The following is a 26,666-nucleotide window of genomic DNA, read 5'->3' on the forward strand; positions in this document are numbered from 1 at the left end:
AGTTTATAATTTTTTACCGGATGAGAGGCAAAACCCTGAATCAATTTAGAAGAATGGTATTAGACTTACCTCCAAAGGTAATCCTGTTTTTACCCGAAAGGTTTTCAATCTCCATATTATTTCCATTTAGTCTAATATTGGCCTGTATGGCTTGAGGCCAAGAGAAGACGATTTGCCAATCAGCTTTTGATTGGTTAATAACGGCTTCCACTTCACCGTTTTCCCTTATTTGATAGGTTAAAGAAATAACATTATCTCCTATTTCTACATTTTCAATTTTGGCTTCTTTCCAAGAACTCGGAAAAGCCGGAGATATGTGGATAACTTTTTTGCCTGCATCAGGCTGAATACCAAAAAATTGGGTAACGATGGGAACACCGAAACTATACAGGTTCCATGCCTGCGCCATCATTCCATAATCAGGGGAGACTTCATAAATAGAACCAGGCAACGCAAAGCCAAATGATTTGGTCATCCTTTTCAGGTAATCCAAAGCCTCATCAGGACGACCGTAGTTATTTTCTCCGATCGCAGAAACCCCTGTTGGCAAAGTCATGACAGCACCTGTATAGGAGAAAGCCTTGCTTCCTACAAAAGAACCATCTGCCATGTCTGAGGACTCATCCCTGTCAATGCCGGTTACAAAAACACCAAATGGATTGGTGAATTTTTTTCCTTTATCCAAAGCAGCGATGGCTTTCTCCGGATCAGCGATCCCCATTTCCATGGGCGTATTGACCACCCAATTATGAAAGATCACAAAGCCTTGTTTTTTGTTTGGAGGATAGGTAACCAATTTTTTTCTCGTGGCTTTCAATTCTTCTACAGCCCAGGGTTTGTTGAGTGTATCTGCCCTGATGATGGCGGCATCTACGAGGTGAATGGCTTCTTTTGTTGTGCCGATAAAATCCGCATAACTATTGAATTCTTCTACCCAAAAATCTTCGTTGATTTTCTCTTTGATCAGGTCAGCGGTATGTTGATAACTAGTCGAAATCGAATCCTCCCCCATCAGTGCTGACATTTGGGCGGCATCAGCAAATGCTTTTTGGGTATAAGTGGCCACATCGATCATCTCGGATTGGAGGCCGTGAATTTCCATCATGCCATAGCCATCAGGGAAAAGATTGCCGTCTTTGTCATTTTCTTCCATCAGCCATTGAAGACCGTTTTTTATTGTCGGATAATACTTGGCCAAAAACTCCTTGTCACCTGTCCATTGGAATACCCACCAAATAAGGGAAGCAAACTGGGGAGTTTCATTGATATTGCCCGGATTGAATATCACCCCGTTGGAGCTTACCTCATGCACAATCTTCCCATTTCCATTGGTCTCAGAGAGCTTGTGGATAAGTTCGATGGTGCTGTAGACCAAATCCTTTCTTCCCGTGGCAATGGCACCTTTCAATGTATATTCATTGTCCACGCCAAACCACCAAGGATAGTCCGGCATGCCTGCCCCGAGTCCTCTTCCCACTTCAGGCACTTCTCTTACAAGCCATTCTGTATTGTATTTGATCCATTCAAAAGCTTTTTCAAGTTCTTTGTCCGGAATGGTAATTTTGGCTTTGGAAGCAATCTGTGAATAATGTATCTTTTTGTCTTTAAGGTAAGTTTCTGAATTCAGTTTGAGCTTGTCGTAAGTTTCCTCGGCATCCAATTTGGAAGTATAGGACCCTGAGATAAAGAACCGGATACTTTGTGAGGTTTCTGATTTGAGAATGATTTTGTAACTCAAGCTGGCGGCTTTTCCTTTTCCCTGCGGAGTATACTTGCAATGAGCAGAGGGACCTTCAGAAGTTTTTGCTTCTTGGTTGGAACCAAACATCACATACCATTCATTGCCCTCGTCTTTGCCCATCCAAGCTTTCCTGCCCTCGTCAAATGAAAGTTGATCCTCAAAATCCACCATGCCTGCCCTATCTCCCAACCAGACCGGCATCAGGTCTGTATAGCCCGAAAATTCAAAATCAAAGGACTTTTCTGACTTATCCACATTCCTAAAAGTAAACTCAACTACCATGCCCTGCACGCCATCCGGAACAAATTGGAACCGGTCTACTTCTAATCCCGGAACATGCGTTTGAAAAAGGTGTTTATTGGCAAAAGGATAATTGACAAACTGATGGGCTGCATCGAGACAGTAGGAATTGTCTGCCTCAACAATGGCTGCGGTAAATCCATCCATGAGTTTGATGGGATGGTTCCAAATACCTCCCATTTCACCTTGGACATGCCAACCCAAATCAGGAAATGTGCCGTCCTGATGTCCTACCATATATACACGGTCACCTGCGGTCACGTAGGGAGAGGATAGGTATTCTGCAATACCGATAAGGCCTTCTACACCTTCCATGTAGTAAAACAGGGGATTTTCAGTTGTTTTACTTTTACAGGAAAAAAACAGCAGCATTGCTGCGAGCAAAAAATACAAAGAAGATCGAAGGGTCATAGTGGATGAGTGAATATGGCTAATGAATAAAGTTAAGTCTTTTCATTCAACCCTCAATACAATGTTGTCGACGGTGGCAGAAAAAATCCTGCCATTAGCAAAGGTAGTGGTACAGATAATATCCATTGAAAAGGTCATGTGGATAACTCCGAAAACCAGAAGAATATAGTCCCTAGGCCATTAAAACCTAATTTAGAGTCCTTGTGATCTCATAAAGGCAGCAACAGTCCTCATTTTACCGAGGCAATCAAGGTGTAAGTAATACTGGAATGATCGATGATTGCAAGGTAGATCCATTCTGAAACTTGGAAATGATTTTCAGAGAATGCATTTCGGCAAGATCGGGACTTTCGGTAAAGGTGAAATAGAAAGTCCCAAAGTTGGATTGATTGACGTAGTTATCAACAAACTCATTTTTGGAAAAAGATTGGGTCAAATTGGTGAAAGAAGCTATTTCAAAAAGATCCTTTCCTGCAGGGTAATCCACATTGAAATCCTCATTGCTTACCAATTGGAAGCTAGATACGGGATTGGTGTTTTTATATACCACCGGACAATCAGGACTTGGGTTGAAGAGGACCTGGATAGGTTTTACCATCTTGATATTGATGATCAGCCTGTCAATCGGCAGCGCATCATCATTGAACCAAATGCTGTTTCCAGATCCGGAAGACGTCCTTGGGACCAAAGATACTTCAGTCAGTTCGTAGAGGGTGTCTTTGCATGGGGTTTTGCAAGCGGTAGCAAGGAATAGCAGAATGACAACACCTAGCGTGTTGCTTAATGAATTTTTAATCATAATTGAAACTTTAGCGAGATAGGTGACTTATATTTTTTTGAATAGGAGGAGATCAATATCTCTCCTACCCTGACTCTAATTACATTAATTATTCCAAGAACACCTAGTTTACAGCTGCGATTTCTCTCCAGGTAACAAGTTTGATATTGTTGTCCTTGATCAGTTTCCAGCCTTTTTCACTCGTAAAGAAATCATAATCTGCCTGCCTCCAAACTGAATTCCAATAAGGATGACGAACGGTGACGGCCTTCATTTCCTCATCGTCATAGGCCACGTGGATCAGTAGTGCAGTAATGCCGGATTCCAAGCTGTTAAACAAATCTGTATAAAATCCGTCCATTCCTTTTTCATCATAGAGTGCAGGAGAGGCTATTGCCACCCGATCAATGACAAGCAAGTTATCCACATCGATGTCTTTGAACAAATCAGGATTTGCTTTGATGATGGATTCTACCATTTCAGGAACAACCATCGCCGGAAAACCATATTCTTTTGCCAACTTGAGGTAAGAAAGTACGAATTCAGGCCTGCCATAGAAGATACAGCCCATGTGTGAATCGAGGTGGGTTGGCTTGATTCCAATCTTTAAAGCAGCTTCGATTTGGGCGCGGATCTCCTTTTCCACTTCAGCAGGGCTCGCATTTGTGGCTACCGAGGCACAGTCAGGATACATATAGCCATCCGGGCCTTTTAATCCCGGAACATTTTCCGCCATAGGTCCCCATTTGTAATTGAACCACTCATTGGTCAGTGTGATATGCACACCGATATCAAGGTTTGGATGGTCTTTGATCAATTCTCCCACTTCAGAAGACCAAGCGCATGGCATCATGATGCTAGTAGAATTTACAAAGCCATCCGTCATGGAAGAAATGGTAGCGATATTTTCTGAATGGGATAAGCCAATATCGTCCGCATGGATGATGAGTAATTTATCCGATTTCGAATACCCAAGTTTTTCTGCTAGGGACCTTTCTTGTGCAAATGACAAGGTAGAAATGAGTATAAAAAATATTGTGGATAACTTTTTCAAAGCTCAATGGGGTTTATTTTTTGAGACCTTTAATTACGACATTCCCTGTACCTTCTTGGAGACAAGGGTATTGGAATTCAGATTTTACCTTTTTGGGATTGTTTACGATTTCATAAAACCCGTCTAGGTATTTGGTTACGGACTTTATATATTTTTCATCCAAAACCTCACTTTTGGAATATAAACTGTAGATGGCTTCTTTTTTGGAATTAAACAGGCCGATTGTTTCTTCAAAGACCTGCATGTCTTCCACACAATATCCCCTATACCTGCGCTCGGTGACAGAAAGCATCTTAAGCTCGGGAGCGGGCTTAGCATATGGTGCGTCCACTATACCAGCATGATCAAAATCATAAGGAACAGCCACCGGCAAAGAAGCTTTGTCCACATTTATCAGTTTGATATTTTGGCGGTATTGGATGGACCAATCCGTATTTCCAATCAAATACTGAAACACAGCCATTCGATGAAATTCAGGTACAGGTACGCTTTCAGGCCTAATGAGTGACTGATCTATAGAAGCCATCAGATTTCGTGCTGCCATCATGTCTTCATCTTCTATAAGGAAACAAAGGATTGGCTCAAATTTCTTGGGCTTAGAAGACATGTCTTCCATGGTCAGCTTTACCAACCGCACTTTGAAGCTTTGGTCAGTAAGCAGGTTATACAACTTGTACACATAAAATTCACGCAACACATACTTTTCACCTTTGCAGGGCATGACAAGCTTGAGTTTATCCTGCCCATGAAAAACCGTATTTTCTGTCTCCTTTTTTGAGAAATTAAGCAAAAGAGGAGGGAAAGTACAAATATTCATCTCCCTTCTAAAATGACCTCTCGTTCTGACTTTTAAGGGAATCTCTTTACTTTTTTGGGAGTTATCCTCATACGATAGTGAAAAATCAAAATACTGAGGTTCGCCTTTGGTATCTTTAAAAAGCTTGTCAAAATCTCCTTTTATAGAAATCTCCAGAATTTCATCTTTATCAAAGAGCCCATTGTTTTGGGCAAAACAATGAAACGAGAAGGCCAGGAGTAGGACCAAAGAATTTAGCACTTTTCGATAGATTCCTTGTTTTTTCATTTATTCACATTTTGGAAATTTCATCTTCCTTTATTGAGAAAGGGCGTCCTTTTGCCATTGAGATAAATTATCTTATTACTATTACATTAACACCAAATGCGGGCATAATGAACAAAGTCCAAGGAAATCATTTTCCCCAACCCCATGCCGGACCGGGACTTTCTACTTCTTTGGTCAAGTCAAATTTGACTGAAAATAAACGGTCTGTTCCCATCCTTCTCAAATTGTAAGTGAAAGAGGTTTCATCTAAAGTTATCCACCAAACATTGGTTGCCGATGCCGGAATCAAATCTGCTGTTTCTTGGTCTGCGGGAAAAAATTGTATTCCTGCCATACCTGTATTTGAAGCTATCCCTCCGTATTGGGTGACTTTATCAGGGGAACCATCTGCATGTCGGTGGTCATGCTTCAGTTTAATCAAACCATCTTCCATTGTCAAAACCCAAGTCCTTGATTTGTCCTCTCCTACAAAAAATGGGATATGGATAAACTCATTGCCGCAATCCACAATATGCATGACTAGCTTCTTTCCGGCAAAAGGATCATTCTCCGAAATGGGTGTGATTACAGTGCCTTCATACGAATTGCCACAATGTGCGGATAGAGATTTCCAAAAGATTTGGTTTGCCGGTAATTCCTGGGCATAAACCCGAACGAAAAAAAAGATTAGAACAACAAGTATGTATAGTTTCATATGAGGAAAACAGAAAATTTAATATACAATATGTTTACAATATACATGATTTGGACAAACACTTTTATTAAACAGGGCGTTTTGATAACATAATGAAATATAATAGAGTCATAGTTTGGTTTAAAAATGATTTAAGGTTGCATGATAATGCAGCCTTATTTTCGGCATGTAAGGAGTCTTCCGAAATCATCCCTGTGTATTGCTTTGATCCAAGGCAATTTAACGAAGTGGAATTGGGAATACAAAAAACGGGTTCTTTTAGGGCAAAATTTCTCCTAGAGGCTGTGGATAACCTTAGGTCAAATCTTATTGGACTCAAATCAAATCTTATTTTGAGGATAGGTAAACCTGAAGAACAGATTCCTCTTTTGGCTGAGGAAATCCAAGCAGAGGCCGTATATTTTTCAGAAGAGGTGACGCAGGAAGAAAAAAATGTGGAAAACGCCCTCGAAAATGCCCTTTGGAAAAAAGGTGTTCAAACAAGGACCTTTTGGCAGAGTACGCTATTCCACATCGAAGATTTACCATTTCCCGTGAATCAAACCCCTGAGGTTTTTACCCAATTTAGAAAGGAATGTGAAAAATTCAGTAAGGTCAGAAAGACCATTCAAAAGCCGAAAAGCATCAACTTCCCTGAAATATCCTGTGATCTAGGGCTCATTCCGGAGTTATCCACATTGGGATTGCAAGAGCCTGCCAGTTCCAAAAAAGGAGTTTTACCTTTTACAGGAGGTGAGGATGCAGCCATGCAAAGATTACAAACCTATTTTTGGGAAAATGATAGCCTAAAGACCTATAAGGAAACCCGCAATGGATTGTTGGGTCCGGACTACAGCAGCAAATTCTCAGCTTGGCTAGCATTGGGATGTATATCCCCAAGATTTATCTATGAAGAAGTGAACCGCTATGAAACCCTTAGAAAAAAGAATGATTCTACTTATTGGTTGGTCTTTGAATTAATTTGGAGAGATTATTTTCGATTTGTCAGCAAAAAACACGGGAGCAAAATATTTTCTCTTCAAGGAATCAAAAACCATGTGGATAACTGGAGAAAAGATGAAAAACTATTTTGGAATTGGGCTGAAGGCTCTACAGGTATCCCTTTTGTAGATGCCAACATGAGAGAACTTAACGAAACTGGGTTTATCTCTAATCGTGGTAGGCAAAATGTCGCTTCCTTTTTGGTCAACGACTTGGGAATAGACTGGAGATGGGGGGCGATGTATTTTGAAAGTCAATTAATAGATTATGATGTCTGTTCTAATTGGGGTAATTGGATGTATGTCGCCGGAGTCGGCAATGACCCAAGGGAAAACAGGTATTTCAATATCCTAAAACAAGCCAACATTTATGACAAAAAAGGTGATTTTATCAGGCATTGGATTCCTGAACTGGGCAAAATTCCGGGCTTCGATATTCATCAACCGGATTCTCTAACAAAAAATGAGTTGAGATCTTATGGCGTTCATCTAGGAGCAAATTATCCACATCCTATTGTTGCTTTCTCTACAAGAGAAAAATGGACTTCAATCAAAAATTAAGGGTTATCCTATTTTATTCAAAAAATCCTTGAGAATCCTTAAGGTCTCCATTTTTGCCTCAAACATACCCATGTGACCGACTTCTTGTAACTCAAAGTAATCATCGGTATAAGGTTTATGCATTCGGCTAGCTTCAATCTTTACTGCCCCATCCAAAACCCCTGCAATCATCAGGTTTTTACCTTTGAAGTTTTCCCAAACTTCCATTCGGTCTATTCTTTCCCGCATAGCTGACAAATAAGCAAGCACTCCTTTTTTGGAGCTTTTCTTTCCCAAGGTAATCAATTCTTCTATTTTGGTTTGGTGGATTAGCCTGTGCTGCTCGCTAAAAAGCGGAGGGACAAATGAATCTATAAACTTATCCACACCGTATTTTTTGATGAAAGTGATGGTTTTGTTTCGGGTTTTCTTTTTTTCGACATCATCCGGGAAAGCTGTGGAATGGAACAAACCTATGGCAGCCAAGGCATTTCCCATCAATTCGGCCAAAGCCAAAGCAACATATCCTCCCAAAGAATGACCGATTACGATTGGATGATAGATCCCATTATCCTCCATCCAATCCTGGAGCATCACCGCAACTTCCTCAAGCGATAAATGATCTTGTTGCAAAGGGCCCTCACCAAATCCGGGTAGATCGATACAATAAACAGTATGGGTTTTGGCCAATTCCTGAGAAAAAGTTATCCACATTTCTTTGGATTCACAGAATCCGTGGATAAAAATGAGGGGCTTGCCTGAGCCTACAGAAATAAATTTAATCATGGACCTAAAATACAAAATCCCAACTTATAGCCGGGATTAATATTTTTTTTGGAATAAATCTAAATTACTTTTCCACCACAGATTCAGCCATCTGCTTTACAACATTGGCAATTCCTTCAGGATCAAACCCACATTCTTTGTGGAGCTCGATTTGCTCACCATGTTCTACGATTCTATCAGGAATCCCTAATCTTTTTACTTGAGCTTGATAGCTATTGTCTACCATCCACTCCAAGACTGCAGAACCAAATCCACCCATCAAACAGCCATCCTCTACAGTCAATACTTTTTTGAATTTACCAAAAACTTCATGCAACATAGCCTCATCTAGTGGCTTGACAAATCTCATGTCGTAATGAGCCGGATTGAAACCATCTTTTTGAAGTGTTTCGCAGGCAGTGACAGCATAGTTCCCGATATGGCCAATCGTCAAAATGGCAACATCCTCTCCCTCTTTGATGATTCTGCCTTGACCGACCGGAATTTCTCTCATCGGAGTTCGCCAATCCACCATAACACCTTGTCCCCTAGGATACCTGATAGAAAAAGGCCCTTCAAATTTGGTGGCTGTGTACATCAGGTTTCTTAATTCCTCCTCGTCCATAGGAGAAGATACGACAAGATTTGGAATACATCTGAAAAATGAAATATCGTATGCCCCGTGGTGCGTAGGCCCATCAGCTCCGGCAAAACCTGCCCTGTCCAAGCAAAATACGACTTGTAAATTTTGGAGACAAACATCGTGGATGACTTGATCATAAGCCCTTTGCATAAAAGAGCTGTAAATGTTACAGAAAGGAATCAGTCCTTGCGTAGCAAGGCCAGCGGAAAAGGTTACCGCGTGCTGCTCCGCAATTCCAACATCAAATGCCCTATCGGGCATCTCATTCATCATGATATTCATCGATGAGCCGGAAGGCATCGCAGGGGTTACCCCCATTATTTTGTTATTTTCCTTGGCCAATTCCACAATCGTATGTCCAAAAACATCTTGGTATTTTGGTGCTTGGGGATTGATTGGTGTTTTTTTGTAGATCTCACCGGTAACCTTATCAAAAAGTCCCGGAGCATGCCAAGTGGTTTTGTTTCCTGTTTCGGCCGGAGCATATCCCTTTCCTTTGACAGTGATACAGTGAAGGATTTTGGGACCTGGAATATCCCGCAAATCAGCAAGAATCTCCGCCAAATGATGGACATCATGGCCGTCAACTGGGCCAAAATACCTAAGATTTAAGGATTCAAAAAGATTGCTTTGCTTCAAGACCGCAGATTTGATCGCACCTTCTACTTTTGAAACAATCTCTTGGGCTGAAGAACCAAACATGGAAATCTTACCTAAAAGATTCCAAACCTCGTCTTTGACTTTATTATAAGTATGTGAAGTAGTGATGTCAGTCAGATAATCCTTCAAAGCTCCCACATTTGGATCAATCGACATGCAATTATCATTCAGGATAATCAGCATATTGGTGTCGGAAACACCGGCATGGTTCATTGCTTCGAAGGCCATGCCCCCGGTCATGGAACCATCTCCAATGACTGCAACATGTTGCTTTTTTAAATCTCCTTTGTACTTGGAAGCAACTGCCATTCCCAAAGCTGCCGATATAGAAGTGCTGGAATGCCCTACACCGAAGGCATCAAATTCACTTTCAGTTCTTTTCGGAAAACCTGAAAGCCCTCCATAAAGTCTGTTGGTATGGAACTGCTCTTTTCTTCCCGTCAAAATTTTATGGCCATATGCCTGATGTCCCACATCCCATACAAGCTGATCTTCCGGGGTATTGAGCACATAATGTAAAGCAACTGTGAGCTCCACTACCCCAAGACTCGCACCAAAATGCCCTCCATATACAGACACATTGTCAACAATAAATTGTCTAAGTTCATCGCAGATCTGTACCAATTGGTCTTTAGAAAGCTTTTTGAGATCGGCGGGTGAATCGATCTTTGAGAGTAATTTTCCTGGTTTGATGATCATCAGCAATATGGTTCTTAATAAAGGTAATTAACATTTGACATCCCTAATTGTTTTTCCGAATAATCTTTGAATAATTACGGATTTGAAAATGGGTCTTTTTAAGCGCAAATGAATAATTTACCATTATTTGGATATCTTTGAACAAGATTAATGTGCAAAATTACGAAAATAAAATAGTTTACAGTGAGTTTTGAAATCAAATTACCACTTTTCGAAGGACCATTCGATTTGATGCTGTTTTTTATCGAACGGGATGAGCTTGATATATATGATATTCCGATTTCAAAAATCACTCTGGATTTTCTTGATTACATCCACCATTTAGAAAAATTGGAAATTGAAGTGGCAAGTGATTTTATCCTTTTTGCCGCCACCTTGATGAAGATAAAATCCAAAATGCTCATTCCAAGGCCGGAAATTGATGAAAATGGGGAAGAAATAGATCCAAGGGAAGAATTGATCAAGCATTTATTGGAATACAAAAAATACAAATCTGTCATCCTTGAACTTGCAAAGCTGGAGGAGTCACGTCTAGCAAAAGAGTCCAGGGGCAATATTATGGCAGAACTCAAACAACTTGCAAAAGCAGATGATGTTGATGCTGAAATGCAGGACTTAGACCTTTACAAGCTTTTGAAAGTATTCCAAAAAGTAATGTCCAAGTACAGTTCTAGGACAGATGAAACAAAACATACTGTTATACAGTATCCCTATACGATAGAGCAGCAAAAAGACTTTGTCCTTGAAAAAATGCTGTTGAAAGACCGGGTCCCCTTTACAGAATTCATCAACTACAAGCCTGAAAAAATCTTTGTCATTTATACTTTTTTGGCGATTTTGGAATTATTACAATTATCAATGGTTACCATTACCATAGGAGAAGGATTCAACAATTTTTGGGTAGAAAAGCAAGAAACGGTTCCTTCGGTTTAATTTATGAAATTAGATAATAAGCAGATTTTTGCAACCCTAAATCCGAATAAGGTCTGGTTCCCGGTAATTATTGGTTTGGGTATAGTTTTCTTGATGTTTTATCTTGATCCCAATGTCAATGCACAAACGCTGAAGGGTGTTTTTGATGGATCAATCTGGTGGATTCTTTTGGCAATTGTAGTCATTCTTTGCCGTGATATCGGATATATGTATCGGATCAAGGTTGTCACCGATCAGCACCTTACTTGGACTAGAGCGATTTATGTAGTAATCCTGTGGGAGTTTTCATCTGCCGTCACACCATCCGTAGTTGGAGGTTCTGCTGTTGCAATTTTCATTTTGAATAAGGAAGGGATCAAACTCGGGAAGGCCATCGCTTATGTAATGTTGACGGCTATTCTGGATAATCTATTCTTTGTAATCGGCGCACCCATTATCCTTTATTTTGCCCAGGGCAATATATTCCCGGCGAGCAGGATGATGGAAATGAGACTTGGGAGAAGTCTTGAAGTCTTATTTTGGATCAGCTATGGCCTTTACGCCTCTTATTCTTTAATAATGGCCTTAGCACTATTCTACCGGCCAAGGGTATTCAAGTGGGTTTTGTTAAAAATCTTTTCAATCAAGTGGCTAAGGAAATGGAAATATTCGGCAAATGAATTTGGCAATCAGATTATCGAGGCATCCAAGGAACTGATAGGTAAAAATTACAAATATTGGTTGACGATCATCGGGGCAACGATCTTTATATGGAGTTCGAGGTACCTAATGCTCAACGCCTTGATAGGTGCTTATGAATCTTTGTCTGTCAGTGAGCATGTCGTCATTTTTGCCAGACAAGTCATCATGTGGATCGTGATGATGATTTCTCCGACACCTGGAAGCAGTGGTACTGCGGAGTTCTTCTTCGGGCAGTTCTTCGCAGAGTTCTTAAATGGCTACACCTTTGTGACGAGTATTCTTTGGAGAATGCTTTCCTACTATCCTTATTTGATATTGGGGGCAATTTTCCTTCCAAGATGGATCAAACAGGTGTTTTTCAAAAAGAAGGAAGATTAATACCAAATTCTTAAATTAATTCGATGATCCAATCTCTCACTGCACATCAGATAAGTGAATTGGTGGATGGGGAAGTGATTTCCCAGACAGGTTCTGGCCTTGTGAGTTGGATTTCTATTGACTCCAGAAATATCCTTGAACCACCAAAAACACTTTTTGTGGCCCTAAAAGGGGCGAAATTTGATGGGCATGAATTTATTAAAACTGTTTATGAGGAAGGTGTAAGGAATTTTTTGGTCCAGAAAGGTAATATAATTCCCAATTCCCAAACAAAAGATTGCACCTTCATAGCTGTGGATAACCCACACCAAGCCCTTCAGCAATTGGCAGCGTATGAGAGGTCCTTATTTGCGGGACCACTGGTGAGCATTACAGGAAGCAATGGCAAAACCATTGTCAAAGAATGGTTGGGGCAAGTTCTGGGGCAGAAATATGCGGTCGCAAAAAGTCCCAAAAGCTACAACAGTCAAGTCGGAGTACCCCTTTCTGTGTTTGGTATCGAGCAAAACCATCAGGTAGCCATCATGGAAGCGGGCATCTCCAAACCCGGAGAGATGGAAAAATTGGCCGCCATCCTCCAACCTCAGATGGGGATCTTTACCAATATCGGCACTGCCCATGAAGAAGGTTTTGAATCGATGGATCAGAAATTGGCCGAAAAAGCCATGCTGTTTGACCAAAGCGAATTCATCATTTACCGAAAAGACCACGAAAAAATCCATGCTTATCTTTCCTCCAAATTTGACGAAAAGAAACTCATCTCTTGGTCAGATACTGCAGGAGCTGACTACACACTTTCTGTCAAAAAGGAAACAGACCGATCCAAAATCCTGCTGATGAAGCCAGATTTGAGCGTCTTTACTTTTTCTGTACCCTTTGCGGACCAGGCTTCTTTGGAAAATATCCGGCATGTGATCATCGCAGCTCTTTCATTGGGACTTGAAGAGTCCTTGATACAGGAAGGACTCAATCACCTGAAGGCTGTCGAGATGAGGCTTACCCTGAAGCCGGGGATCAACGATTGCCTGATTATCGACGATACCTACAACAATGACTTGGCTGGATTGAGATTGGCTTTGGATTTTATGGCTGCCCAAAGGCCAAAGAGAAGGAAAGTTATTATTTTATCAGACATGCTTCAGGTATGGAATGTAACTGAAGTTTACAAAGAAGTCGGAAACCTGCTTACCCATCATCAGATTGATTTTCTGATTGGTGTGGGCGAAAAAATTACATCTTTAAAAGATAGCTTTGAAGGCAAAGCAGTCTTTTTTGCCGATACTGAAACCCTGCTTCTCCATGTCTCACAAGAGGATTTTGAGAATGACTTGGTATTGGTGACAGGGGCTAGAAAATTCGGATTTGAAGTAATTGTCAATAGACTGCAGCAAAGGATTCACGGGACGACTTTAGAGATCAACCTGAATGCGCTGACGCATAATTACAATTTTTATAAAACACAGATTTCTCCTACAACCAAAGTCATGGTCATGGTGAAGGCCTTTGCTTATGGTGGCGGAGCAGCCGAAATCGCCAATCACCTGCAACAGTTGCAGGCAGATTACCTTGCTGTTGCGTATACAGATGAGGGAGTTGCGCTGCGGGAAGCAGGAATCAGATTGCCGATCATGGTGCTCAATCCTGTTCAGGAATCATTTATCCATCTAGAAAAATTCGATCTCGAACCGGTAGTCTATAGTCCTGAATTTTTTCAGCAAATGGGAAAATTTTGTCAAAATAGAGGTGTCCTCATGAAGATCCATTTGGATATCGACACCGGCATGCATAGACTTGGATTTGAAGAGGAACACATTCCAAGGTTACTTTCCATGATTCAAAGTTATCCACAATTGGAGATCGGGAGCATCTACACGCATTTGGTGGGAGCTGATGAAGTTATCCACAGGGATTTTTCGTTAGAACAGCTTCGTTCTTTCCTCAATATATGTGAGATCATCAGTTCCAGCTTGGATTATAAACCTCTCCGTCATGCACTGAATTCTGCGGGAATCGTCCAATTTTCAGAATACCAAATGGACATGGTGAGGTTGGGAATAGGCTTGTATGGCGTCGAAGTTTCAGGAAAATTTGAGTCCCACCTCAAATCCATCAGTACGCTGAAAACCACCATTTCCCAAATCAAATCAGTACCCAAAGGCCAAAGCATCGGGTACAGCCGAAAGGGAATCATGGAAGAAGACGGTAAAATCGCCACCATTGCTTTAGGATATGCAGACGGCTACGACCGTAGGTTTAGCAACGGCAAAGGATTCGTTCTGATCCATGGCAAAACAGCACCTGTCATCGGCAATGTCTGCATGGACATGACCATGGTCAATATCACGGGAATCGAGGCCAATGAAGGAGATGAAGTGATCATTTATGGGCCCGGAATCTCCCTGAAAGAACTATCCGAAAGAATCGGAACCATCCCCTATGAGTTGCTCACCAATATCAGCAGCAGGGTAAAGCGGGTGTATTATCTGGATTGAGCTGGATTTGCTTTAATCCATTTATTGAAGAACATTTTTTTAATTTCTACCACCAACCTTTCTTTTTCTTGGATTGTAACGTTTCCTTCAATCTCCTCAAAAAGTTTAAATCTTCGACATCGCGTTCTTTATCTCTTCCCTTAACTGCAGCTTGTTTAAGCAAAATCAAGTCATCAATTGAAACTACCTTAATTTCAAGGTCTCCGATTTTCTTTATTTCTGCCCTTTGATAAGCAAAGCTAAAGTCAATTGTATCCAACTTCTTTAAAATTTCAATCCGCAAAGGAGGCATCCAATTCCGATCATTTTTTCTACCAAAAACATCTCTTCTTTCAAATCTCCTTCTTCAATACCAAAATCCAGGCAAGCTAAAACTGTTTTTTTAGCATTTTCAATAGTAGCATGGATAAAAATATCTAAGTCGCCTGTGCTTCTAACATGGCCATAGACACCCATAGCAAATCCCCCAATCAATAAATATTCAACTTGATGCTTATTTAGTGCTGTAATGAATGAATAAAAATTTCAGGAAATTGATTGTTAAGATTCATCATCGATATAATAAATTTTCTTATCGACGGGAAGATTGTAAATATTTACACCTGACAGCGCATAATTAAATGCAAGGTGTTGGAAATAGCGCATAATATTCCCCTCTGCAGAAGAATTTATGGCTTCCGAAACCAACATGTCAAGGTCTTTTTCTTCCTCAATATAATAAATGGGGATTTTGGAGTCAGTTTTCATTAGCAATTGGTTTAAACCAAATTTAGCCAGATATACCAAAAATAAAAACCAGATTTGATTTACCAAGCCTTAAACAATGCTGGTAATAGAAACCAAAATCAATTAATCCTTTTTTCTACAAGCCTGATTTGGTACCTTTACAGTATGTAAGCAACTGATAATCATATTTGACCTTGTAGGAACGTCGCACCTCACTTCACTTTTTTAGGCTTACCGGTACTCCTCCAACACTTATTGCGCCATTGAATTTGCTGATTTTATTGCAAATACTAGGTTGAATGCCCTATAATTGACTTAAATCTGAACTTAGAATTTCCATCATTACAAATAGAATCATCATGAACTTAGCACCTGTTGAAGAATCAATTGAAGAGCTTATCGAAGTAGATACAGCCAAAATTTTGTTTGCATCATTTGAAAAAAATGATGTTTCTACAAACATCTTAGACAGTTCTGGGCTTGCCTATGATCAGATTCTGTTAGATGGGGGAAAAGACAATCTTAATCCTGTTTTCAATTTCATGACCCTCAAGCCGGCCCTTGACCATGCCACTGCCTCAGATTTTAGCTTGGTTGTCGGGATGGATTCAAAAAATGAAAGGATCACGCTAGCTGTCAAAAAAGATGAGAAAAGCGGATTTGTAATTCTAAATAGTCACCAATTGGCAGCAATCCTCCTCAATATCTGGAAAGAATCCGGGAAATATGAAGATCTGGTATGCTTAAAATCCATACACACCTCCGATTTGGTAGAATATATGGCTCTCAAATCCGGATTGAAAATTCAAAGTGAAATAATCGAACCGGGAGAATTGAGAAATAGCATGACGGAAGTTCAAAAGATATATCCAAGCAGTCCGATCTGTGCTTTCAATATTGACCAACAAATCTGTCATTCTGCCCTTGATTTTTCGGGAATCATCTTGGAAATCGCCCAAAAAGAAAATGAATTGAAAGCTTCAGGTCAAACATTCTTTGATTATCTGATGGGGATCTACCATGAGTTTGGCTTCTACAAAGAAAAAACCATCACTGTAGATTTGAATACCGATGCACAGCGCTCCCATTTGCTGTCTATCATGGATAACCTCAGAAAAAATCCAAAGTCGCTTGAGTCCACTTTCCCGCTCAACAGTGTGACGGATTACAAGAAAGGTGTGAAGTTTAATATTCTTACTGATAAACTGAATTCATTTGCAGGAAGTACGGATAATATCCTTAAAATCGAATCTGCCAATAACCTATCGGTGACTTTTGCACCATCCAAAACCAAGATGGTGTATTATATCAGTATCAAAGGAGGATTTATTTCCAAAGAAAAATATGTCATGAGAAACAAAGAAATGGATGCCGAAATCCTTCGCGTGATCCAGATGTTCAATAGAGGTCTCTGATCAAAAATGATCCCCAAGCTTAAGGTTTGGGGATTTTATTTTTTTGGCCTGTTACTTTTTTGTATCTAAATTTCCACTTGGCTCTTGAGTATTTTGGAACAGCCCTAAATGACTGGACCATAATCACTACCAAAATCCCAATTGTTACAGGAAAAATAGTTTGAAACCCCCAACCCACATCAAGAAAAATACCAAACAATGCCGGTCCGATCGCGGAACTCAAGACCATGATTGATGTAAAAAGGCTTCTGACGGTTCCGATATAGGTTTGTCCAAAAAACTCAACCTGAAGGGAGGCGACTGTAGCGCTACCAAATCCAACTGACAATCCCATCAGAATATTGTACACAAATATCCCCCAAACATTAGGAACAAGCCAAATAACAAACAGAGCCACAAACAAGGGGAATAGATAAAAAGGAAAAAAAGTCTTCGCCTTGAATCTATCAATCAGCGGACCGGAAAGAAGGATACTAAAAAAACTAGCAATTGCATATGATGTCAATCCTGCTGCCGCCAACCCAATATTCCATCCTTTGAACTCGATGATCGCAAACTGGTAGAAAAAAAGTCCTGTAACGGCATAAGGGATAAAAAATATGTTTGGCGCCAATAGCCAAAATGCCTTTGATTTCATGATGTCCCTTTGGCGGACACGGTCTACTTTTTTCTCTGCATAAACTGTATCCGCCATTTCTCCAGATTCGCTGACAAGATGGCTAGGCTTCAAAACCCATAAAGTCACCACAGTCACCACGATACTCACTATAGCAGCATTAAGCCAAAGGGATTCTCTCCATCCAACCTTTGCAATCACTACCAAAATAATCGCCGGTAATATTGCCTGCCCCAAAGGATGGCCTAAGGAAGCAAGGCTAATTGCTTTCCCCCTGTTTACATCAAAATACCGGGACATCGAGGTGATTGAGATATGGTTGTAAAGTCCCTGCCCTGCCAGCCTCAATCCAAAAAATGCGATGGGAATATACCACCAAGCTTGGGAAAAACTGAAGAAAAGTAAAGAGATGACAAAGGTGACGGTTGTCGCCATGGTGAACTTTTGAATTGGAACCGTGTCAATCAGTTTGCCCAACTTGGGTAAGGCCATCGCCGCTCCTATGGTAGCAAGTCCATAGAAAGCACTGAGCAGTCCATTGGATAAGTTGAACTCCACCATCAAAAAGGGAACATATAAAGCCAGCAAAAACGTCTGTCCAAAACTCGACAAGGCAGTCATGATGATTCCAAAAATTACCATCACACGGTTTTTACGGGCAAACTGTAGGTAGTTCAAGGCTTGGATTTAATAGAATCTAATTTGTGAGGAATAAATATTTCCTTTAAAATCCAAAGTTACAATAAAAATCACTCAGCTTCTTGAAGCGCAATTGATGCAAAGGTTGCTTTCAGGGAGGAAAATCAACCGATTGATATTGATTTCATTTCCACAGCGGATGCATTTGCCAAATTCCGATGATCCTAATTTACCTAACCAATTGTTCAAAGCTTTGAGTTTGATTTCTATTTTTTTGATTTGAGCTTCGTTGATTGATTTATTGTTTATATAATCCATTCTGCTGATCCGCCCGATTGCAGAATCAAGTCCCAGTGGTTTGGTCATTTCTTTAAGACTAAGAAATTCAGTTTCAAGTTCAATGATCTTGTCCAAAATGATTTTTTTGACAGTAGATTGATTTTCTGCGTCCATATTTGAAGATACGAGAATTAAATTTTTACTTGAAGTGATAGATAGAATCTCAAAATATTGAAGTTGCCAAACCAAAGTAAGTGGATTCCAAATAGAGAATAGATGCCTACCCTACCCAAAATTTTTCGGACTTTTTGCGGTCGTCCAAGCCAATAATTTCCAATTCTATATTCTTATACTTGGAAGTTTCTTTGAAATCATCCAAGATATCATAAATGTCCGGGTGGATAAAAATTGACTTAGAACCATCAATTACTAGATGATGATTTTCGGGAATATGGTCCAAAAAAAGCATGATATCGGCCTTGTTCAAGAAAGTAACTTCTTCCGCGAGCCGTACAGTGGTTTTTTCATTCCCATCTTTGGCCACCTTATTGTGTAGATAGGCATTTTTATAGTTGTCCCGCAAAATAAAGAATACAGCCACTGTTCCGCCAACGATGATACCGGTAATCAGATCTGTAAACATCACAGTGAGGATTGTGATGATAAATGGAAGAAATTGCTTCTTCCCTTGTTTAAACACACCTGCATAGATTGGATAGCTAGTGAGTTTGTATCCAACTACAAATAAAACGGCTGACAATGCTGCCAACGGAATCATATTCAAGACTGTTGGAATCAATGCCACACAAATCAGCATGATTACTCCGTGAGTCATGGTGGCTACTTTTGTCCTACCGCCTGCATTGACATTTGCAGAAGTCCTTACAATTACTGCGGTGATTGGAAGTCCTCCCACTAATCCCGCCACAATATTTCCAATTCCCTGTGCTTTTAATTCTGTATTTGTTGAGGTCTTCCTTTTATATGGATCAAGCTTGTCTCCTGCTTCTGTACTCAACAAAGATTCTAAACTTGCTATAAATGTGATGCTAAGCGCAATTGTAATTATCTGTGGATTGGTTATCTGTGAAAAGTCAGGTAAGGTAAAAAAACCGAAAAATTCACCAAAGTCTTTGGCTACCGGCAACTGCACCAAGTGGTTACTTCCAAGTGCCAATTCAGGTAAGTATAGATTGTAACCAAGGTTGATAAGTATTGCGAAAATAACTGCTGCCAATGCAGAAGGAAAAAATTGAAAAAAGGAATATTTTTTCAATCCAGGACGTTCCCATAATATAATAATTGCTAAAGAGAATAGGGTAATGATTGTTGCTCCCCAACCAATATTTTGCATGACATAGGCTATTTCTGAAAAAGTGTTCCTTCCATCGTTCTGCCTGAATGATTCCATTCCTTCAAATACCTCATCAATTCCTAAAGCGTGTGGAATTTGCTTTAAGATTAAAACTAACCCGATAGATGCCAAGATTCCTTTTATCATGGCATTTGGGAAGAAATAAGCAATCGTTCCTGCCTTAATAAAACCTAGAATAATCTGAAAAATACCTGCCAGAATCACAGCTAACAAGACTGCCTGGTAGCTTCCCATAGTCTGGATGGCCGTAAAAACAACCAATGCCACACTTGCAGCAGGTCCACTGACATTGATACTGGATCCACTCAGAAATCCAACAACAATTCCCCCGATTATTCCTGAAATAATTCCGGCAAAAAGTGGTGCTCCCGAAGCCAAAGAAATACCCAAACATAAGGGCAAGGCGATAAGGAATACAACCAAACCTGCTGAGAGGTCGGTTTTGAAATGTTTTTTGTATTGTGCTTTGATATCACTCATAAGTATTGGGACGGTTCATTTATCAATGAACAAATGGTTTTGGTGGGAAATAAGAAATGAAATATTATGTTTTGTTTTTAACTCAAAAAATTATCTGAAATTTTAAAAAACCAAAAAGTAAAGGATTATAAAGAATATTTTACATGTTTTCAAACTTAAGTAAAGCTTAAAAATACACTTTTTTACCTCAATTTCCTAAAAATCATCTATTTACCAATAATGGAATTCCTGAACTTTGACTTTTTTATTTTATAAAATATTATTTTGAAAGTGGACTCAAACCACGGAAAAAAAGAATAATTATTAATACTCATAAAAATCAATAGTCATTAGTAATTGAAACAATTTTTTAAATAAATGATAATATCGGTAATAAAATTTACCATTTAGATCATGAATTAAATGATTTTAAATCGATTGCATTAAACTTAATTCATATAATAAACAGAATATTATTCTGTAACTGATTTTTTTATCTACCTTTGTAATCAAATATGAAATCTCTCCCGCATTAAAATTCATTCACACTAGGCAATCAATATTGCCGTCACTTTTCTGTTGCGGAAGCTTATTCTCATTCACCACCCTATATTAAAACAAGAAATTTATGACGCAGATGTTTTATCGCCTGTTCAAACCGACACAGGTAAATCTAAAAGACGAAGTATTATCAGGCTTGACTGTAGCCTTGGCATTGGTACCTGAAGCAGTGGCTTTTTCATTGATCGCAGGAGTAAGTCCTTTAGTGGGCTTGTATACTGCATTTATTATTGGGTTGATTACTGCCATCATGGGAGGCCGTCCCGGGATGATATCTGGCGCAACCGGCGCTATCGCAGTAGTTATAGTTGCCTTGGTTGCACAGCACGGGGTTGAATATCTTTTTGCGGCGGTCGTCTTGATGGGATTGATTCAGATTGTGGTTGGCGTGTTGAAGTTGGGAAAATTGATCCGATTGGTTCCTCACCCAGTTATGTTTGGTTTTGTCAATGGATTGGCGATTGTGATTGCGATGTCGCAGTTTGACCAGTTCAAATTTGTAACTCCAGAAGGAGCTTTGGAATGGATGAGTGGAAATCCGATGTATATCATGATCGGTTTGGTGGCATTGACCATGGTCATCATCAAATATCTTCCTAAACTCACCACAGCAGTTCCATCTGCATTAGTGGCCATTCTGACTGTTTCATTAATTGTTATATTCGGAGACATCAATACCAGAACAGTTGGGGACTTGGCCTCCATCAGTGGTGGCTTACCCGAATTTCACTTGCCAATGGTTGCTTTGAATATGGAAACCTTGATGATCATCCTTCCTTATTCTGCGATCATGGCTGGAATCGGATTGATTGAAAGTTTGTTGACCTTAACCCTGATAGATGAAATCACGGAGACTAGAGGACACGGAAACAAAGAATGTATTGCCCAAGGTGTAGCAAATGTTACCACCGGATTTTTTGGTGGAATGGGTGGTTGTGCGATGATTGGACAATCATTGATCAATGTCAATGCAGGAGGGAGAAGCCGGATTTCAGGAATTGTCGCATCTTTAGGCTTGTTGGCCTTCATCCTCTTTTTATCCACATATATTGAAATGGTTCCCATGGCAGCATTGGTCGGACTGATGTTTATGGTCGCAATCGGAACATTTGAATGGGCTTCTTTGAAGGTGTTCAGAAAAGTGCCAGCCCACGACGTGTTTGTGATGGTCATAGTTACTTTGATAACAGTATTATTGCACAATCTAGCCTTGGCAGTATTGATTGGTGTCGTCATCTCAGCCTTGGTTTTCTCATGGCAAAATGCCAAAAGGATCAGGGCAAGAAAATATGTGGATGAAAATGGTTTAAAGCATTATGAAATGTACGGCCCATTATTCTTTGCCTCTGCCATGGCTTTTGGACAAAAATTTGACCCGATCAATGATCCTGATGAAATCATCATCGATTTTCAGGAAAGCAGGATCGTGGACCACTCAGGCATCGATGCCATCCACAAAGTAACTGAACGCTATCATAAGCTAGGAAAAACGGTCTATATCCGTCATTTGAGCAGTAGTAGTAGGGTCTTACTCGAAAAAGCAGAAACGATCATCAATGTCAACTATACCGATGATGATCCGAGTTTTAAGATAGTATTTGAAAATAGGCAAAAAGTGAGTTCGTAATTTGAAAGCCTAAAATTACTGCTGGTTATTCACGTGCAAAGGAATTGGAAATCCAAGACAATTGGGATTTCCAATTCCTTTATTTTTTTGAAGCTTTTTATTCAGCTCGCCAGGATCCTGTACAATTCTAGGTTGAGATAATAATGTCCCCCATTGATTTCCCTTCTTTCACAGATTCCCATTTCATGAAGCCTGTTGAGGTATTGGCGGGCTGTATTTTCAGCATACAACTTTTTATCAGTAAGGTGCTTGACTTTTGTAAATGGTTGGGTAAAAATGGCTTCAACCAGAGAATCAGGTCTACTGATTTCAGTTTCCTTTTCCAACACATGTAAAATTGCATCCTTAACAGACAGGATGTCATTGATTTTATGGAAAGTATCGATCGAAGTATTTTCCACTGCCTTTAGCATAAAGAGAATCCAATCTTTCCAGGCAGCCCTTTGGGTCACCCCTGCGAGATAAGCATAGTAGCTCTCTTTGTTTTGGAGAATATACTTACTCAGAAACAAAATCGGGAAATCCAAAAGCCCTTTTTGGGTTAAAAAATTAATATTGAAAATCCTGCCCGTTCTTCCATTTCCATCTCTAAAGGGGTGAATGGCTTCAAATTGTAAATGCCCAATTGCCATTTTCAAAAGGGGATCAATAGGAAAAAGGGTATCGTCATTCATAAATTGGATAAAATTTTCCATTTTACTTTCAATGATTCCTTCGCCTCTAGGAGGTGTATAAACAGTTTTTCCGGCATTTGGACCTGATCCTCCTTGACGGATATGAGTTTGGGCAAATGGTTTTCGGATGCCATCATTCAATCCTGTTATGGTCCGATATATCAATTCAAAATATTTGATATCAAAGCTCCCGGTTTCTCTAAGATATCTATGGCCTTTCCAAAGAGATTCCCGGTAATAAAGGATTTCTTTTGGTGCTCCTTGTTTCAAATTTGCAGGATCGTCGCTAAAGGCTTTATAAAGTTCATCATCAGTTGTAAAAATATTCTCAATTTCACTTGAAGCTTTTGCTTCCTGCAAACTGATGGTGTTGATCAAAATTGCTTGGTTGGGTATAGCCACACTCCTGCCTTGCAGTTTTGCAATTGCCGCTTTGGACTCTCCTAGTTGCTCCAAAATATCCAAATCCCGATAATAATTCTCCTCAATAGGTAATTCCGGAAGTCCATTCCAAGGTTTTTCTCTATCTGGGTTGATTGTATATGACATAATCTCACCTTAAAATTTGATTATTTTAATGTATGATTACAAATATGACATTAAAGTAGGTCAGTAAAAAATAGCTGACATTAAATTTTGATAAATTTAATGTCAGCATTGTAAAATGGCCTTAAATGGAATGTTTGAATAGGCTCGAAATTCTGTTTAAAAGTTAATACTAAAACGACCTTGAAAACAAAACCCTGCTTTGTCATCACAAAGCAGGGTCTTTTTATAGGATTTCTTGTCTCTCGACTCTCGTTTCTAGGCTCTCGTCTCTTGTTTCTAAATTATTGTCCTACCAAGAATACTGCATTGGCTACCAGCAATTTCCCTGATTCCCAGAAAGAACGGAACATTGGGTTGTCAGACATATACACTATCTGTCCACGGCCAAGGCTTTCTACGCCATATACCATTGATTTTGGCATTTTTGGTCTGATTTTATTGCCGATATAGCCAAATCTATAGGCCTCGGCATCAGGGATGATCCCTACATTGACGCCGTTATCAAGATAGGCATAGCGTGAACCGTTATTTTTCAGGGTATAGAATTTGCCTTCCATTCCGAATCCAAGTGGGTGGGTTGGGTCGATTTTAACTTGATAGATGGCACCGGCAGCAGTGGTAGAAATTCCCATTCTCTCTCTTTCCTGGTATGGCTCCAGTCTTTCCACATTCTGTATTTCTTTTTGCTCCTTTTCGGCAGCTTTCTTTTCATCTTCGGTATCGTATTGGCTGAGGTCAAAACCGCTTTTATCTGCAAAAGCATTCAGCGCATTTTCGATGGCAATTAACTTACCGCCTGCCCTTACCCAATCCATCATTTTTTTCATGTTGCTTTCAGAAAGGTAACTGCCCCAACTTGAAGGAAGAATGATCACGTTGTATTTGCTCAGGTCAAACCTTCCCAAACCTTCAGCATCCAGGATGCTTACCGGGTAGTCAAGTTCTTGCTCAAAGAAATACCAGAGTTCGCCGAAATTCAAAGAGGAAGTACCTGCGCCGCTCATGATGGCAACTTTTGGTACGACGATCACTTTCACTTCCGAGGAACCAAAATCCCGTCCTTTGTCTACATAAGCAGAGTTGCTGCTAGCCAAAGTAATCTCAAATTTATTGGCAATGTCTGTTACTTTCTTGTCGAAGTCAGCGACATATTGGTTGCCGTTTCTATGGATCACCAAAGTACCTATCGGGTAAGATTGACCGTTGATTTCAAAAGCTTTCTCTGAATACCTCACCCTGATCTTGCTATTGATCAAAGCCGCCAAAAACTTGGCGTGTTGGGTAGCATTCCAAGGAGCGAGATATGCCAAAGGTGTTCCATCTACCTTATTTGGTACAAATGGCGATTTTTCAAATTTCTTTCCTGCATCCAATCTTGTCTCCATGGCATAAGCTTGCACGCCATAAGCATACGGTAAAGCCCAGCTTGTGATGTCATACGTGATACTATCTTGTAGTTTTGCCTCAGGCTCAAACAAAACCTGTGTCAAAACTGACTTTGGTTGAAAGGCATTGATGACGATGTCCTTTTCTGTAGCAGCAAAGGTTCCTGCCTTTCCGGTATTGTAATCCAACCCTTTCAGCCCTGATGCTGCTTTGGCATAGCCATATTGGATTTTATTTTTGTCAAGCAATGCCAAAAGTGCCTTGACGCGCTCCGGGTTTTGGTCCCCCTTGATCACAAAGCTTTTGTACTTGGCTTTTGGATTGGTACTGCTTGTCTTGAAATAATTGGAAAACTCATCTGTCAACCTTTCGGAATTTTGAGCAGTCACCTCCACCGCAGAAATCCCTGCGGTATATGTGTGCTCAATTCTTTCTCTCAATGTCACAGTATCACCGAGCGCATTGAGCATCCCCAAACCTGCACGGCCGGAACCTCCTTTTTCGATAGTCATCCCAATCGCCCCACTGTACATGGGATAGGTGTCTCCGTAGGACGGATAAAGCAAGTCAAAGCGCTCTTTGGTAAAATACATCCAACCTTGCTCATCAAATTTCTTTGCAGTATTTTTGCCATAGATCGTCTGAAATTCATTCTGAAAAGCTGACAGTTGCTCATGAATCGGCTGTGCCGCTGGGGCAAAATAAAATGGTTCATTGATACCCTGCTCGTGATAATCCACAAAAAGGTGTGGCATCCAAGCGTGATAAAGCTTCAGCCTTTGCTGTGTTTCTTGTTGCGTCTGCCAAGCCCAATCTCTATTGAGGTCCATCAGGTAATGGTTTGGACGACCACCCGGCCAAGGTTCGGAATGCTCCATAGACTGCGGATCGGGCTGTAACCTAGTGTTTTGTTTTTGATTATACCAGACAGTGTATCTGTCTTTTCCGTCAGGATTGGCGCAAGGATCAAGAATCAGCACCTGATTTTTCAACCAATTTTTAGATTGAGAATTGTTTGGATCGGCAATTTGCCAAAAAGTCATCATGGCAGCTTCTGTGGCCACGGCTTCATTTCCATGGACATTGTATTGCATCCAGTTCAGTGCTACTTTGGTAGATGGCGTTCCCTCCACCATTCCTGTTCTGCGGAGGTTATCCATACGGATATCCTCAAGTTTACCCATATTCTCAGGCGTAGAAACCATGGCAACAAATAATGGTCTGTGCTCATAAGTCTCTCCGTAGTATACCAATTTTACATTTGGAAGTGTGGCCGCCAGGTGCTCAAAATAGGCGACAACACGGTGGTGGGGGGTAAATCGATCGCCCAATTTATAGCCTAGAAATTCCTCAGGGCTTTTTTGGGCAAAGGCGGTTGTGGTCAGGAAAAGAACCAAAATCAAAGCGTAAATTTTTCTCATAATGGATATTTGTAATGTGTTGTGCGGTAAGATAAGGGGAATTGCAAAACCCTGCAAAGGAAATGGACTGAAGGATTTGAGATTGGGGATTGTCGGTAAAATGAAG

The 26,666-nt window shown here is 40.2% G+C and carries 21 protein-coding genes; 6 read left to right on the forward strand and 15 right to left on the reverse strand.

Going from position 1 to position 26,666, the window contains the following annotated elements:
• Nucleotides 1-40: 40 nt before the first annotated feature.
• From M3O96_RS15365 to M3O96_RS15385, 5 genes are all read right to left on the reverse strand, one after another.
• A complete protein-coding gene (locus M3O96_RS15365; RefSeq protein ID WP_249721978.1) occupies nucleotides 41-2,452 on the reverse strand; it encodes an alpha-L-rhamnosidase-related protein in 2,412 nt (803 codons plus the stop codon).
• 247 nt (nucleotides 2,453-2,699) lie between these two features.
• Complete coding sequence (locus M3O96_RS15370; RefSeq protein ID WP_249721979.1) at nucleotides 2,700-3,251, reverse strand: hypothetical protein; 552 nt, start codon at nucleotides 3,249-3,251, stop codon at nucleotides 2,700-2,702.
• Nucleotides 3,252-3,354: 103 nt separating this feature from the next.
• On the reverse strand, nucleotides 3,355-4,284 hold the full coding sequence (locus tag M3O96_RS15375) for a polysaccharide deacetylase family protein (RefSeq protein ID WP_249721980.1): 930 nt from the start codon (nucleotides 4,282-4,284) through the stop codon (nucleotides 3,355-3,357).
• Between the two features lie 13 nt (nucleotides 4,285-4,297).
• The gene (locus M3O96_RS15380; protein WP_249721981.1) at nucleotides 4,298-5,368 is read right to left on the reverse strand and encodes a hypothetical protein; all 1,071 of its coding nucleotides are present in this window, start codon (nucleotides 5,366-5,368) and stop codon (nucleotides 4,298-4,300) included.
• A 127-nt stretch (nucleotides 5,369-5,495) separates the two neighbouring features.
• Nucleotides 5,496-6,062 carry a hypothetical protein gene (locus M3O96_RS15385; RefSeq protein WP_249721982.1) on the reverse strand — a complete coding sequence of 189 codons (567 nt, stop codon included), beginning with the start codon at nucleotides 6,060-6,062 and terminating at the stop codon, nucleotides 5,496-5,498.
• A gap of 92 nt (nucleotides 6,063-6,154) precedes the next feature.
• Between M3O96_RS15385 and M3O96_RS15390 the strand changes: the two genes are divergently transcribed.
• Complete coding sequence (locus M3O96_RS15390) at nucleotides 6,155-7,603, forward strand: DASH family cryptochrome (RefSeq protein WP_249721984.1); 1,449 nt, start codon at nucleotides 6,155-6,157, stop codon at nucleotides 7,601-7,603.
• A gap of 3 nt (nucleotides 7,604-7,606) precedes the next feature.
• Here the strand turns inward: M3O96_RS15390 and M3O96_RS15395 are convergent, their stop codons facing one another.
• Nucleotides 7,607-8,368, reverse strand: a complete 762-nt coding sequence (locus M3O96_RS15395; RefSeq protein ID WP_249721986.1) for an alpha/beta fold hydrolase — start codon at nucleotides 8,366-8,368, stop codon at nucleotides 7,607-7,609.
• A gap of 64 nt (nucleotides 8,369-8,432) precedes the next feature.
• Complete coding sequence (dxs, locus tag M3O96_RS15400) at nucleotides 8,433-10,349, reverse strand: 1-deoxy-D-xylulose-5-phosphate synthase (RefSeq protein WP_249721988.1); 1,917 nt, start codon at nucleotides 10,347-10,349, stop codon at nucleotides 8,433-8,435.
• Between the two features lie 183 nt (nucleotides 10,350-10,532).
• Here dxs and M3O96_RS15405 point away from each other — a divergent pair, with 183 nt between their 5' ends.
• The 3 genes from M3O96_RS15405 to M3O96_RS15415 are packed head-to-tail and all read left to right on the forward strand — an operon-like array spanning nucleotide 10,533 to nucleotide 14,833.
• On the forward strand, nucleotides 10,533-11,282 hold the full coding sequence (locus tag M3O96_RS15405; RefSeq protein WP_249721990.1) for a segregation and condensation protein A: 750 nt from the start codon (nucleotides 10,533-10,535) through the stop codon (nucleotides 11,280-11,282).
• Nucleotides 11,283-11,285: 3 nt separating this feature from the next.
• A complete protein-coding gene (locus M3O96_RS15410) occupies nucleotides 11,286-12,341 on the forward strand; it encodes a lysylphosphatidylglycerol synthase transmembrane domain-containing protein (RefSeq protein WP_249721993.1) in 1,056 nt (351 codons plus the stop codon).
• A 23-nt stretch (nucleotides 12,342-12,364) separates the two neighbouring features.
• Nucleotides 12,365-14,833, forward strand: a complete 2,469-nt coding sequence (locus M3O96_RS15415; protein ID WP_249721994.1) for a bifunctional UDP-N-acetylmuramoyl-tripeptide:D-alanyl-D-alanine ligase/alanine racemase — start codon at nucleotides 12,365-12,367, stop codon at nucleotides 14,831-14,833.
• A gap of 46 nt (nucleotides 14,834-14,879) precedes the next feature.
• Here the strand turns inward: M3O96_RS15415 and M3O96_RS15420 are convergent, their stop codons facing one another.
• From M3O96_RS15420 to M3O96_RS15430, 3 genes are all read right to left on the reverse strand, one after another.
• On the reverse strand, nucleotides 14,880-15,092 hold the full coding sequence (locus M3O96_RS15420) for a hypothetical protein (RefSeq protein ID WP_249721996.1): 213 nt from the start codon (nucleotides 15,090-15,092) through the stop codon (nucleotides 14,880-14,882).
• A 5-nt stretch (nucleotides 15,093-15,097) separates the two neighbouring features.
• Nucleotides 15,098-15,307, reverse strand: coding sequence for a beta/alpha barrel domain-containing protein (locus tag M3O96_RS15425; protein ID WP_249721998.1), 210 nt, complete (start codon nucleotides 15,305-15,307; stop codon nucleotides 15,098-15,100).
• A gap of 66 nt (nucleotides 15,308-15,373) precedes the next feature.
• A complete protein-coding gene (locus tag M3O96_RS15430; RefSeq protein ID WP_249722000.1) occupies nucleotides 15,374-15,580 on the reverse strand; it encodes a hypothetical protein in 207 nt (68 codons plus the stop codon).
• 338 nt (nucleotides 15,581-15,918) lie between these two features.
• Between M3O96_RS15430 and M3O96_RS15435 the strand changes: the two genes are divergently transcribed.
• Nucleotides 15,919-16,974: a hypothetical protein gene (locus tag M3O96_RS15435; RefSeq protein ID WP_249722002.1), complete on the forward strand. Its 1,056-nt coding sequence runs from the start codon at nucleotides 15,919-15,921 to the stop codon at nucleotides 16,972-16,974.
• 19 nt (nucleotides 16,975-16,993) lie between these two features.
• On the opposite strand, the gene M3O96_RS15440 is transcribed toward M3O96_RS15435, so the two are convergent.
• From M3O96_RS15440 to M3O96_RS15450, 3 genes are all read right to left on the reverse strand, one after another.
• Nucleotides 16,994-18,268 (reverse strand): MFS transporter, encoded by a 1,275-nt coding sequence (locus M3O96_RS15440; RefSeq protein WP_249722004.1) that lies wholly within the window; start codon nucleotides 18,266-18,268, stop codon nucleotides 16,994-16,996.
• A gap of 75 nt (nucleotides 18,269-18,343) precedes the next feature.
• Complete coding sequence (locus tag M3O96_RS15445) at nucleotides 18,344-18,682, reverse strand: TraR/DksA family transcriptional regulator (protein ID WP_249722006.1); 339 nt, start codon at nucleotides 18,680-18,682, stop codon at nucleotides 18,344-18,346.
• 106 nt (nucleotides 18,683-18,788) lie between these two features.
• The gene (locus M3O96_RS15450; RefSeq protein ID WP_249722008.1) at nucleotides 18,789-20,363 is read right to left on the reverse strand and encodes a SulP family inorganic anion transporter; all 1,575 of its coding nucleotides are present in this window, start codon (nucleotides 20,361-20,363) and stop codon (nucleotides 18,789-18,791) included.
• A gap of 607 nt (nucleotides 20,364-20,970) precedes the next feature.
• On the opposite strand from M3O96_RS15450, the gene M3O96_RS15455 reads away from it, so the two are divergent.
• Complete coding sequence (locus tag M3O96_RS15455) at nucleotides 20,971-22,530, forward strand: SulP family inorganic anion transporter (protein ID WP_249722009.1); 1,560 nt, start codon at nucleotides 20,971-20,973, stop codon at nucleotides 22,528-22,530.
• Between the two features lie 101 nt (nucleotides 22,531-22,631).
• Here M3O96_RS15455 and M3O96_RS15460 read toward each other — a convergent pair whose 3' ends face one another.
• The gene (locus M3O96_RS15460; RefSeq protein ID WP_249722010.1) at nucleotides 22,632-23,753 is read right to left on the reverse strand and encodes a Fic family protein; all 1,122 of its coding nucleotides are present in this window, start codon (nucleotides 23,751-23,753) and stop codon (nucleotides 22,632-22,634) included.
• 281 nt (nucleotides 23,754-24,034) lie between these two features.
• Entirely contained in the window at nucleotides 24,035-26,560 is a 2,526-nt protein-coding gene (locus tag M3O96_RS15465) for a M14 family metallopeptidase (RefSeq protein ID WP_249722011.1), read from the reverse strand.
• Nucleotides 26,561-26,666: the final 106 nt, after the last annotated feature.

The organism is Aquiflexum sp. TKW24L, assembly GCF_023502205.1.
In the GTDB taxonomy this organism is placed as follows: domain Bacteria; phylum Bacteroidota; class Bacteroidia; order Cytophagales; family Cyclobacteriaceae; genus Cognataquiflexum.